Origin of the sequence: Flavobacterium davisii (assembly GCF_019565505.1) — a bacterium.
GTDB classification, from domain to species: domain Bacteria; phylum Bacteroidota; class Bacteroidia; order Flavobacteriales; family Flavobacteriaceae; genus Flavobacterium; species Flavobacterium davisii.
On sequence record NZ_CP067378.1, the window covers coordinates 1479033 to 1491180 of the forward strand.

15 protein-coding genes and 1 pseudogene are annotated in these 12148 nt (G+C 32.3%); 1 reads left to right on the forward strand and 15 read right to left on the reverse strand.

Features of this window, described 5'->3' with window-relative positions:
• Window positions 1-138 precede the first annotated feature (138 nt).
• The 15 genes and pseudogenes from JJC05_RS07180 to JJC05_RS16980 form a co-directional block, all read right to left on the reverse strand.
• Window positions 139-1188: a DUF2931 family protein gene (locus JJC05_RS07180; protein WP_235878645.1), complete on the reverse strand. Its 1050-nt coding sequence runs from the start codon at window positions 1186-1188 to the stop codon at window positions 139-141.
• Window positions 1189-1256: 68 nt separating this feature from the next.
• Entirely contained in the window at window positions 1257-2330 is a 1074-nt protein-coding gene (locus JJC05_RS07185; RefSeq protein WP_235878647.1) for a DUF2931 family protein, read from the reverse strand.
• A 68-nt stretch (window positions 2331-2398) separates the two neighbouring features.
• Complete coding sequence (locus JJC05_RS07190) at window positions 2399-3445, reverse strand: DUF2931 family protein (RefSeq protein WP_235878649.1); 1047 nt, start codon at window positions 3443-3445, stop codon at window positions 2399-2401.
• Between the two features lie 68 nt (window positions 3446-3513).
• The gene (locus tag JJC05_RS07195) at window positions 3514-4563 is read right to left on the reverse strand and encodes a DUF2931 family protein (protein ID WP_235878650.1); all 1050 of its coding nucleotides are present in this window, start codon (window positions 4561-4563) and stop codon (window positions 3514-3516) included.
• Window positions 4553-5281 (reverse strand): hypothetical protein, encoded by a 729-nt coding sequence (locus tag JJC05_RS07200; RefSeq protein WP_235878652.1) that lies wholly within the window; start codon window positions 5279-5281, stop codon window positions 4553-4555. Before JJC05_RS07200 ends, JJC05_RS07195 begins: the two co-directional genes overlap by 11 nt.
• Window positions 5262-6602: a phospholipase effector Tle1 domain-containing protein gene (locus JJC05_RS07205; protein WP_235878654.1), complete on the reverse strand. Its 1341-nt coding sequence runs from the start codon at window positions 6600-6602 to the stop codon at window positions 5262-5264. Before JJC05_RS07205 ends, JJC05_RS07200 begins: the two co-directional genes overlap by 20 nt.
• A complete protein-coding gene (locus tag JJC05_RS07210) occupies window positions 6559-6897 on the reverse strand; it encodes a hypothetical protein (RefSeq protein ID WP_235878655.1) in 339 nt (112 codons plus the stop codon). The genes JJC05_RS07205 and JJC05_RS07210 overlap by 44 nt, the downstream gene beginning before the upstream one ends.
• An 11-nt stretch (window positions 6898-6908) precedes the next feature.
• Window positions 6909-7391: a DUF4280 domain-containing protein gene (locus JJC05_RS07215; RefSeq protein ID WP_088391459.1), complete on the reverse strand. Its 483-nt coding sequence runs from the start codon at window positions 7389-7391 to the stop codon at window positions 6909-6911.
• A 10-nt stretch (window positions 7392-7401) separates the two neighbouring features.
• Window positions 7402-8124 (reverse strand): hypothetical protein, encoded by a 723-nt coding sequence (locus tag JJC05_RS07220; protein ID WP_235878657.1) that lies wholly within the window; start codon window positions 8122-8124, stop codon window positions 7402-7404.
• Window positions 8125-8191: 67 nt separating this feature from the next.
• Complete coding sequence (locus JJC05_RS07225) at window positions 8192-8389, reverse strand: hypothetical protein (RefSeq protein WP_235878658.1); 198 nt, start codon at window positions 8387-8389, stop codon at window positions 8192-8194.
• A 4-nt stretch (window positions 8390-8393) separates the two neighbouring features.
• Window positions 8394-8576, reverse strand: coding sequence for a hypothetical protein (locus JJC05_RS16975; protein WP_258929607.1), 183 nt, complete (start codon window positions 8574-8576; stop codon window positions 8394-8396).
• Window positions 8577-8594: 18 nt separating this feature from the next.
• Window positions 8595-9397 (reverse strand): annotated as a pseudogene (locus tag JJC05_RS07230) (TssN family type VI secretion system protein); the annotation flags it as partial.
• 3 nt (window positions 9398-9400) lie between these two features.
• Window positions 9401-9673, reverse strand: a complete 273-nt coding sequence (locus tag JJC05_RS07235) for a hypothetical protein (RefSeq protein ID WP_235878660.1) — start codon at window positions 9671-9673, stop codon at window positions 9401-9403.
• A 221-nt stretch (window positions 9674-9894) separates the two neighbouring features.
• Complete coding sequence (locus JJC05_RS07240; protein WP_235878663.1) at window positions 9895-10332, reverse strand: hypothetical protein; 438 nt, start codon at window positions 10330-10332, stop codon at window positions 9895-9897.
• 5 nt (window positions 10333-10337) lie between these two features.
• The gene (locus JJC05_RS16980) at window positions 10338-10640 is read right to left on the reverse strand and encodes an NlpC/P60 family protein (protein WP_258929609.1); all 303 of its coding nucleotides are present in this window, start codon (window positions 10638-10640) and stop codon (window positions 10338-10340) included.
• A 424-nt stretch (window positions 10641-11064) separates the two neighbouring features.
• Between JJC05_RS16980 and JJC05_RS07250 the strand changes: the two genes are divergently transcribed.
• The gene (locus JJC05_RS07250; protein ID WP_105196009.1) at window positions 11065-12135 is read left to right on the forward strand and encodes a PKD domain-containing protein; all 1071 of its coding nucleotides are present in this window, start codon (window positions 11065-11067) and stop codon (window positions 12133-12135) included.
• Window positions 12136-12148: the final 13 nt, after the last annotated feature.

Below are 12148 nucleotides of genomic sequence, written 5' to 3' on the forward strand. Positions count from 1 at the left end.
TACAACAAAAGGGTTGCAAAAATCATTGCACATGAAACACCATTAATACCCCTAAAAAGCGTACTTTTTTATTGAATTGGGGTTTAACTTGTTATCCTATCTTTTTACATCACAAAACTCCCAACATTTGATTATTTCTTATCCGCCCCAAACACCTACTACTTTGTATTTTGTAAGGGGTATTTCTTCTGTTGCGCATTTTACCAGAATTTTCATATCGTCGTACATAAAGGTTGGTTTTATTACGACCTCTAGGGGCTTTTCGGGATATTTTGCCTTTAATTTCCCAAACACTTGCAACATCTCTCGATCATTAAAAACGATTTCGGTGCTGTATTTGGTAAATATAAAATTGCATGTATAAGGAATCCCTTTTATCATATACTCTTGTTTATCTAATATTTTTTGTAATACCTCATCTGCTTCTGCATTGTAATACAAATAATAATTATGGGTAAATTTATCTTTTTCATCATAGGATTTAAGTACAAAACGGTACTTGTATTTTTCTCTGTACTGATCCCACAAACCATACGGGATGCCTTTTTGTTTTATTTCCGTTTTGATACTATCGGGAACGGTTACTTTATACAAAGTATCAAAAAATTCTTGTTGACTTTCTGTTTTATCTACAAAACCTAAAAAATCATTTTTATCTACAACGGTTTCTTTTGCTTGCAAACGACAAATTTCGACACGATTATTACTTCCTGATAACCAAACCACGATACAACCGCCCGGAGCTGCTCCTACCGTTAGAACATCATACGTTTGATGAACAATAGCTCCCTTATGCGTCATACGATCATAGCCTTTTTTAAATTCTGCCAAAATTTTATCAGCAGGTAGGGCTGCTTCTACCGTATAAAACTTTTTTTCGGCATAAGCCACATAGGTAAGGTTTAAATAATACGGGATAGCGTTTCCTCCCATACCGCCTTGTTTTCCTTCTCCTTCCCAACCTCCTTCATTGGTTCCTGATCGAGGCATTCCGCAAATGAGTTTTTTGTTTTGATCTAACAGACAACCTATGTGTACTTCCGTAGGATATTCTTCAGGCGAACATACTGTTACTGCGTAAGAAAAATTCTCTTGTGTCATTTTATCATGTTTTTCATTTGTGTGTTTGCATCCTGCTAATACTAGGACAAACAAAAGGATAAAGAGTTTTTTTAGTTTAGTATACATTTCTTTTACCGTTTAACTTGTTATCATATCTTTTTTACATCACAAAACTCCAAACATTTGGTTATTTCTTATCCGCCCCAAACACCTACTACTTTGTATTTTGTAAGGGGTATTTCTTCTGTTGCGCATTTTACCAGAATTTTCATATCGTCGTACATAAAGGTTGGTTTTATTACGACCTCTAGGGGCTTTTCGGGATATTTTGCCTTTAATTTCCCAAACACTTGCAACATCTCTCGATCATTAAAAATGATTTCCGTAAAATATTTTTTAAAATAAAGATTTGCATTATATGGAATAGAAGATTTTTCATATTGTGCTGCTTCTTGGGGATTATAAGCAATAAAATTAGACTCTCCATTATAATTAATTATATAATAACCTGTAAGATAATCTTTTTCATCATAAGATTTAAGTACAAAACGGTACTTGTATTTTTCTCTGTACTGATCCCACAAACCATACGGTATGCCTTTTTGTTTTATTTCCGTTTTGATACTATCGGGAACGGCTATATCATACATGGTATCAAAAAAACCTTGTTGAGTTCTTTGATGAGGATTATCATAAAAATCGTTTCGATCTACAAAGACTTCTTTTGCTTGCAAACGACAAATTTCAGTACGATGATGATTACCTGATAACCAAACCACGATACAACCGCCCGGAGCTGCTCCTACCGTTAGAACATCATACGTACTAGGTTCCATTTTATAATGTTCTTGACCATCTATAATTTCTTTTTGATTGCTTTCTATTAAAAAACCTTTTTTAAATTCTGCCAAAATTTTATCAGCAGGTAGGGCTGCTTCTACCGTATAAAACTTTTTTTCGGCATAAGCCACATAGGTAAGGTTTAAATAATACGGGATAGAACTTCCCCCCATACCGCCTTGTTTTCCTTCTCCTTCCCAACCTCCTTCATTGGTTCCTGATCGAGGTATTCCGCAAATGAGTTTTTTGTTTTGGTCTAACAAATACCCTATATGCACTTCCGTAGGATATTCTTTAGGTGAAGTAACCCCTACTCCGTAAGAAAAATTCTCTTGTGTCATTTTATCATGTTTTTCATTTGTGTGTTTGCATCCTGCTAATACTAGGACAAACAAAAGGATAAAGAGTTTTTTTAGTTTAGTATACATTTCTTTTACCGTTTAACTTGTTATCATATCTTTTTTACATCACAAAACTCCAAACATTTGGTTATTTCTTATCCGCCCCAAACACCTACTACTTTGTATTTTGTAAGGGGTATTTCTTCTGTTGCACATTTTACCAGAATTTTCATATCGTCGTACATAAAGGTTGGTTTTATTACGACCTCTAGGGGCTTTTCGGGATATTTTGCCTTTAATTTTCCAAACACTTGCAACATCTCTCGATCATTAAAAACGATTTCGGTGCTGTATTTGGTAAATATAAAATTGCATGTATAAGGAATCCCTTTTATCATATACTCTTGTTTATCTAATATTTTTTGTAATACCTCATCTGCTTCTGCATTGTAATACAAATAATAATTATGGGTAAATTTATCTTTTTCATCATAGGATTTAAGTACAAAACGGTACTTGTATTTTTCTCTGTACTGATCCCACAAACCATACGGTATGCCTTTTTGTTTTATTTCCGTTTTGATACTATCGGGAACGGCTATATCATACATGGTATCAAAAAAACCTTGTTGAGTTCTTTGATGAGGATTATCATAAAAATCGTTTCGATCTACATAGACTTCTTTTGCTTGCAAACGACAAATTTCGACACGATTATTACTTCCTGATAACCAAACTACGATACAACCGCCCGGAGCTGCTCCTACCGTTAGAACATCATACGTTTGATGAACAATAGCTCCCTTATGCGTCATACGATCATAGCCTTTTTTAAATTCTGCCAAAATTTTATCAGCAGGTAGGGCTGCTTCTACCGTATAAAACTTTTTTTCGGCATAAGCCACATAGGTAAGGTTTAAATAATACGGGATAGAACTTCCTCCCATACCGCCTTTTGATCCATCTCCATGCCATCCTCCTTGTTCCATACCAGATCGAGGCATTCCGCAAATGAGTTTTTTGTTTTGGTCTAACAGACAACCTATGTGTACTTCCGTAGGATATTCTTCAGGCGAACATACTGTTACCGCGTAAGAAAAATTCTCTTGTGTCATTTTATCATGTTTTTCATTTGTGTGTTTGCATCCTGCTAATACTAGGACAAACAAAAGGATAAAGAGTTTTTTTAGTTTAGTATACATTTCTTTTACCGTTTAACTTGTTATCATATCTTTTTTACATCACAAAACTCCAAACATTTGATTATTTCTTATCCGCCCCAAACACCTACTACTTTGTATTTTGTAAGGGGTATTTCTTCTGTTGCACATTTTACCAAAATTTTCATATCGTCGTACATAAAGGTTGGTTTTATTACGACCTCTAGGGGCTTTTCGGGATATTTTGCCTTTAATTTCCCAAACACTTGCAACATCTCTCGATCATTAAAAACGATTTCGGTGCTGTATTTGGTAAATATAAAATTGCATGTATAAGGAATCCCTTTTATCATATACTCTTGTTTATCTAATATTTTTTGTAATACCTCATCTGCTTCTGCATTGTAATACAAATAATAATTATGGGTAAATTTATCTTTTTCATCATAGGATTTAAGTACAAAACGGTACTTGTATTTTTCTCTGTACTGATCCCACAAACCATACGGGATGCCTTTTTGTTTTATTTCCGTTTTGATACTATCGGGAACGGTTACTTTATACAAAGTATCAAAAAATTCTTGTTGACTTTCTGTTTTATCTACAAAACCTAAAAAATCATTTTTATCTACAACGGTTTCTTTTGCTTGCAAACGACAAATTTCGACACGATTATTACTTCCTGATAACCAAACCACGATACAACCGCCCGGAGCTGCTCCTACCGTTAGAACATCATACGTTTCATGAACAATAGCTCCCTTATGCGTCATACGATCATAGCCTTTTTTAAATTCTGCCAAAATTTTATCAGCAGGTAGGACTGCTTCTACCGTATAAAACTTTTTTTCGGCATAAGCCACATAGGTAAGGTTTAAATAATACGGGATAGAACTTCCCCCCATACCGCCTTGTTTTCCTTTATAAGTCCAACCACCTCCATTGGTTCCTGATCGAGGCATTCCGCAAACGAGTTTTTTGTTTTGATCTAACAAATACCCTATATGTACTTCCGTGGGATATTCTGTAGGTGAAGTAACCCCTACTCCGTAAGAAAAATTTTCTTGTGTCATTTTATCGTGTTTTTTATTTGTGTGTTTGCATCCTGCTAATACTAGGACAAACAAAAGGATAAAGAGTTTTTTTAGTTTAGTATACATTTCTTTTTCTTTTACCATTTACTATATTTGGGTAATCTTTTTGTACCAAAACATCTACACCTGCACTACCATAAGTAGCGTTCCAGTGCAAATAGTGGTTACGTAAGAATTTAATATCCTTGTTTATTTCTTCTTGTTTTTGTTTTTCACGTTCTTCGCGTGCGCTATTATACAAAGCTGCTTTGGGGTCGTTTGTTTCATACACTATAGGAGGTTCTTTGTATTCTATAAAGCCAAAAGGCATCCCCCCATTAAACGTATAGTCTTCTAGCTTTTTTTTGATCCGTTCTAAAAAAGCTATATTTCCAACTATATGATTTCCTAAAGTATGTGCTTTCGGATTATTATAGGTGTTTTCATAAAATCTTTTAAAAATTAATAACTTGTCTAGTTGAATCGGGACGTTTTTTATACCACAAATTTTTGCCATAATATGCAGAGGGATATAGCTGTACTGATTGCTAAGCCTCTTTCTGTTGCCCTCTAAATAATATTTATTTTGAGTCAAATTTAAAACATCTATCAGCTCAGACTTAACAAAAAGTTCATCTTCTTGAAACCAGCCTTGTCTGATGAGTTCTTGTTTTAATTCTAGTAAAGAAAAAGGATCATTTTTTGCATCAATTCTTTTAGGATTATCGGGTCTACCTTCTTCATAAGCCCCCCCACATCGCAATGTACTCCCGGGTAGATGAGCTCTATTCCTCCTTTTTACCACTTTCAGGATGGGTTTTAGTAACGGATGAAATATCTGTCAAACTAAAGTTGGCACGATGCTCATCTGCTGCTACCATGTGTACAACATAATTGGCTTTGTTTACATTGTCCAATCCTAGGTCTTTTATATCATTATCCTGAAATAGCCCATGATGTGGAACAGTGTCATAAATTCCTACAAAACGAACCTTAACTTGTGTTTGTGCATCTAAAATCCCGTTTTCTTGAAGTAGTTGCCCTAGGAGCCCAAAATGGGGCATGGTTTTATATTCATAAGAAAGAGGTAATTTATTGTTTTGTAGGTCTAATACCAATGTATCTCGCTTTTTTCTATGGTAAACAGTCGGATTGTAGGGAGGGTGCGTTACTACATGTACAAAATGCCGTGCGGCAGCGGCACCACGGCTAAAACCAAATACATCAAAGGTTATTGTACCTATTTTTTGATCCGATTTTATGTTTTTTAATTCTTTTACAACGTCTAGAATGGCTTTTTTTACATTATCCATAATACCTGAACTGCCCATACCAAAAGCAGGCCCTTCTATAAAGTCGTTGTCTTTATAATCCTCTGGCAACAAGGTTTTCCCTTGGCTCTTAGGCGCTGTATTGGTACCTATACCGCTTATATAAATTGGATATCTTTTTTCTATTTCATTAGGTTCATAATTCTTATACAATATGGCGGGATTGGATAGGTCGTTTTCGTAGCTACTTTGCATTCCATTAGGATCGCCATGGTCTTGATAAATATCTACAGCTTGAGATTGGCTTACTCCTAAACCACTGGTATTGACTACTTTTTTTCCTTCTGCATACTGTCTTAGTTCTGTATCATACATATTGTTTAGAGTACCATCTAAAAAAACACCAAAAGTAAAATGAACTGCTTTTTTCCTTTGCTTCTCTTTGCTTTCAACTTGTCCTACTTTGGCTGGATTATTCCCCATATAGGGTTGTACCATTTGTCTTAGTTCATTTTTAACCTTTAGTTGTATTTTATCCTTTATTTGGTTTAACTTGTTATAATAGCGTATTTGTGCATAAAACAAATGTACCTTATCATTTATATAGTCACTATTATTGAGTTTTTTTTGATAGAGGCTCATATTGACAAGCTCTAAGTAAGCGTAACCGTTCTTTGTAACGCCTTTCGTATAGTATTTTCCCATATTCCGAGAGCTATCACCATGACCGTCTAGGTATTCATCTTCAAAAATCGTTACTTCCAGAAGGTCTCCTTCTGGAATATTTTCAGTTTTTATGACTAAAGAAACTTTATCTAAGTAAGCTATTTCTCGTTCTGCTATTTTTTTCACCATTTACATCTCTCCAATAAAAATCGACTATTTTAGGCATTCCTGCTAAGGGGTGTATTTCGGTGGTTACATCTTCTATTTTATTGGTTTCAGGATTTCTTACTTTGGCAATTAGCTTAAAGGTATTTCCTGCTGTATTAATTCCGAATTTAAGAATCCCTGTCCCATTTTCGGTAATCAATTTAGTTTGATGGTATACTTGCCAAAGAATTACAAACATTAGTCCTCCATCGTTATCAAGTACTGTATAGGTGTAGTTTTTGTTAGTATATGGTCGTATATCGCCTATTATTTTCATTTGTTTATTTTCTATAGTGTTACATAAGTATCGTCCTCTTGTTCAGGATCAGTATCTTCATCTAAAAAATCGACAAAAGGACATAGTTCTACTATTACTTCGGGTTTTACATTTTTTATATTTTGTTGAGATACTTCAGCAGTTTGTCCGTGGTTTGTAATGGTTATACAGTCTTTTCCTCCTATAGGGCAAGTCGCTTTATTGTCTTCTAACAAAGCATGTCCTTTATTAATATCTAATGTTATTTTTTTGTAATAACCACTCCATTCTGTTACTACAGCTTGACAAGGATTATTATTCATCTTTGAGCAAGAGCCAAAGGTGTTTTTTTCAAAAGTTTTACCAATGTCTTTATGGGTTGCCATAAGTTTTTGAGTCCCTTTATGATCGTTAATATAATGTTTATTTTGGGTCAATACTTTTAATTTATCGGGTGCTGTTCCAAAATTACATTGGCATGTAGCTCCTTGGCAAACAAGATGTTTTTCGCTCATAAAAATGGGTTTAATATTGTTCGTAACATTCAAAATTAATTTGACGGATGGTATTATGGTGTTTTAAATCAACTTTTCCGCAAATAGAAAAAATGCTATTATCTTGAGCATTTAGTGTATAAACAAATTCTAGATTTCCTTTTTCTTCTGTAAATTCTGTACTATGAATGGTATTATCTTTTTGCATTTCAGTAGCTATACTGTGTCCTTTTGCATAAATTCTAAATTTATTGGTTTCGGAAATGGTTTCTTCTATCTGAAGTGTTATTTCATACAAAACTTTTGGTTTTTTGATCATTAAAGGTTTCGTATAGTGAAAAAAATACAGAACAAAAAACCAACTATCAAGAATACCGCGCTGTGTTTGTCCTCGGTATTGTAATCGATCGTTTATTTTTTTAAATAAATTTTCGATCACTTTTCCTTTGTAATAATTTTCTAATAGTATTTTTTTAGCTTTCCATCTTTTTTGTATATCCGAAAAATTAGCTATTACTTTAAGTTTAGCATTATCATACAGTTCGAGTTCTAAAGGGTAAAAAATACGACCTATTTCATCTACTATTTGTTCTAACATCAGTTCTGGTCTTCGGTAATTAATATAAACAGGATGTCTGTCAATAATGATAGTATCGAGTGCTGTTTTCTGAAGCTTTATTTGATAATGAATTGTACTTATTTCTTCATCATTTGTTGTGATACGCTGTATGATTCCATATTTTTTGTTAAACATCGGGGGTACATACAGCGTGTTGATTTTGTTATAAAAAGGTTTGCTCTTTTGTTTTTGAGCATAAAAATCAATAGGAACTCCTGAAAATAGGGATATAAATATTGACTACATGGGGTTGTATTTCGGATTCTATTAGATCTTCTAATGGACAATATAGATTGTGAAACCATCTAAGTGCTTCAGGTACTAAATTAAGCTTATTAGCTAATTGTGTTAGTTGTATACTGTTAGGTTTTATCTTATAAATCTGAAATTTTTGATTCATTTTATTAGCTTATAGTTTCCAATTGATCGGCTTCTTTTTTGTCTTTTCCACCAATTCTTTTATCATCTTGATCTCTATCGTACTGATAGGCCACATCATGGGTTTCGTCCTTTTTTTCATCGGCATCTAGTATAATTTCATCTGTTCTCATACATACTATAACGGCGTTTTCTGTAATGGCATTCATATAAAGAGTTCGCGTAGGATCTATATATCTAGCGGATTCATACCATTTCGTTTGAAAAAAGAAGACCCAACTGTATAATCCTTTTTGTCTTGAATAGCAATAGGTTCTTGTTCATGTTTTGTATTATAATCTAGAACAAAGTTGTAAAACAAACGACCAAAATCAAGTCTAGTAGGTCCTTTAGCTCTGTATTGTTTATATTTTTCATCACCGTTATCTCTTTTAATCAAAAAGGTAATAACAACTAAGTCTTTCATTTCAGAATCACTTACCCCTGCTATTTCTATATAGTTAACAGGAAATTGCCAAGTTCTATAAACTTTGGCAGGTATAATCATACCAAGATTAAAAGTATCATAAATTAGTTGGGGAATAAAAAATAAAATAAAATGGGTAGCCATTAGATATAATAAATCAGGACCATTTAAGAATGTATGGGTTATAGCAAAGCTAAAAAATGAATATGTAACGGTTATAAGGGTAAAGAAATACACAAACCAAACTTCACTTTTTTCAAATCTATTAAAATAATTTTTATATAAATATACTTGTAGTATGCCTAGAAATAATGAAGATACTTGATAGAAAATAAAGCAATTCATAGCATTATTACTTAATAGGTTGTTAAATCCTAAAAAGGGAATGATAACATAAATTAGGGCAACCGATAACTCATAAATTATAAATTTGGTTTTATATTTTTCTTTAAAACCAGGTGTCTTTTGAATAAAAATCATGGTTAGTATTGTACAAACAGCTATTGCAATAATAATTGCTGACAATAATTTTAGTTCGATAAGATTGATAAAATATTTTCTCATTTGTTAAATAATTGTGTTGTATCCAAGAATTGTGTTTTGGTTTGTAAATTCAAAATTTTGTTGGTCCTTAGGGATTAATATATTTGTTTGAAGATCTGTTTCCATAGGAAAGAAATATTCATAATAGAGGTCTAAAAATTTCTTTATTTTACCTTCTAATATGTAGTCTAGGAAAGAAGAATTTTTAAGAGGGCCTATTTGTACTTCTAGGTGTAGAGAATAATCATCGTATTCTATCCCTGATATAAAATCTATACCTAATTGCGCCTCTCCCAATGATATAGCTAATTTTTTATCTGAATATTGCTGGGATCCTTTATTAATTATAGAAACTTTTTCATCAAGGAAGAAAGATAATAATTTGGTAGCTAAATTTATATTACCAACTATTTGATAAGTATAGGGTAAAAAATGTATTAACTTAGAAGCTAGATGCTCTGGTATTTCTTTATCAATACCCCAAAATTCATAAAATAAGTCGGAAACGGAAGGATTATTTAACTCGGAAAGAAAGAGTGATTCAAAATTTTCAAGTGAAACACCGTGTGCAAAAAACTCATTTTCAAATGGTTGAAAAAAAGTTCGAGCCCTTTTTTGTTCTTTTTTTGCGTTTGATATTCACTAATCATTTTACTAACCCCTTTATCAGGGTATTCGTTTTTAGACTGATGAAATATACCTTCTGGAAGTAAGTCATAAAGACCATCGCGTGATAGGGTAAAATTTAAATACTCTGTTTTATCTAAATTAAAATCTTTAATATCAACTTCTAATATATCACGTCTATAAGTTCTAGAAAACTGACTTTCTTTTTGAACGATGAATTGATTATCTGAAATGATGTTATTATTTAATAGATCATTTACTATTACTTCGGCTCGTATATCTGATTTAATGCTTTTAACTAAATCCAAGATTTCACTTAAATGATTCATACCGCTTATTTTTTTGATTTAATTAATCTTCCTGCAGAAACGAATCGTAACTGAAAATATTTATCGTTAAAATTATAAATATCAAGTCCATCAGCTGTACAAGCTATGATTCTATCATTTTTTAGATAAATACCTACATCTGAAATAGGGTGATCTTTATCATATCTAAAAAATATTAAATCTCCTTCTTGTAAATAGGTTCTCCCTGTAAAAAGTTGTATGAGTTTAGACCTAAACATACCTGCCGGATCTTTAGGCAGTACTTCATCATAAACCTCGCTATAAAGAGTTTGTGCAAAAAAGAACAATCAGCCCCTTTTTTAAAATCTAAAACTCCTTTTTGGTAGGGAGTCCCCACCCATTTATCTACATGCGAATACAATTCATAATTTTTTATTTCTTTAGGCATTACGCCTAAAATTATAGAATATTTTTCTTTTAGTTTTAAATCTTCATCTTTTAGATGATCTTCATTATCATCTATAATTACTTCATTTGTTAGCTTACTTAATTCACTTTTTTTTTTGTTTTATAACTTCTTGAAATGAATATTGATAAGGGATGTATTTTAAGTACTGCTTTGACGAGCAGGAGCACAAAAGGCAGGCAATCAGTATCTTTTTGATATTTGCAATTATTTTCATCAGATCTTTTTCACAAAAATAAAAATTTTTAAATAAAAAAACTATATTTGTAACAGGTTGTTCAAACAAATATTTATTCCCAATTAGAGTGAAACGATTTTTTAACAAATTTAATTATTTAACCAAAATAGATATAAGAATCTTTTTAGGTTTTGCATTTTTAATTCTTTTAGGTTTTGGAATATTTTTATTTAAATATTCTCGACATATAGATTGTAATAATGGTAATTTTTTAATTACAGCTGATGAGTTTAAACCTGATGAGGTAGTAGAGTTTTTTGACAATACGAAAGGAGCTTCAAGCTGGGAATGGAATTTTGGAGATAGTACAGCGGTTGATAACCGACAAAGAACATTTCACAAATACAAAAAAGAAGGTGATTATGTCGTTAAACTAATCGTAAATGGTAGTTGTTATTACGAAAGACTAGTCAGAATAACAAACGTTGGACAACAAACAGGCTATTTACCCTTAATAAAAGCTCCAAACGTAGCTTTCTTAGGGGAAGTTGTTCGTTTTAGTGCCCAAAAAAACGGGGGAGAATCTTGGGAATGGAGTTTTGGGGAAACTACATCTTTAGATGCTGTGGGACAAAATGTATCCTACAAATTTAAAACAACAGGAGAAAAGAAAATAACCTTAATCGTTAATGGAGACTTAGAACATATTGCCACTAAAATAATTTATGTTGCACCTAAAGTTATTGTTGCCAAACAAAAAATAGATATGGAAACGTATGAATACGAAAAGCCCCATTCTACTTTTTCTCTTCCGAGAGGGCTGGCTAAAAAAGATCCTCTAGAAGATATGTTAGGCTATATTCCTGTTTCTCCAAAGCATGATAGTCATAAAGAATTAGCAGAAAAAGTAAAGACAACCGAAATTTCAAATGAACAATTTCAACTATTACTAAAACAAGTAGCTGCACAAGTAAAAACAAAAGATGATTTTAAAGAGTATTTGTGTGGAAATTTTGAAATTCCAGTTGTTGTAAATGATGATAATGTAATGTCTTTTTCAGAATTGTGTAAATCTATTTCAGGAAAACAAATTAAAATAACATTCCTACAACTAAACAGAAATGAAAGCAATAACTGTATTCAAAATATCAATATTAAATATAAAACCAAAAAATGGATGATTTGGGTAAAAGAGTAAAATAATTTATTTT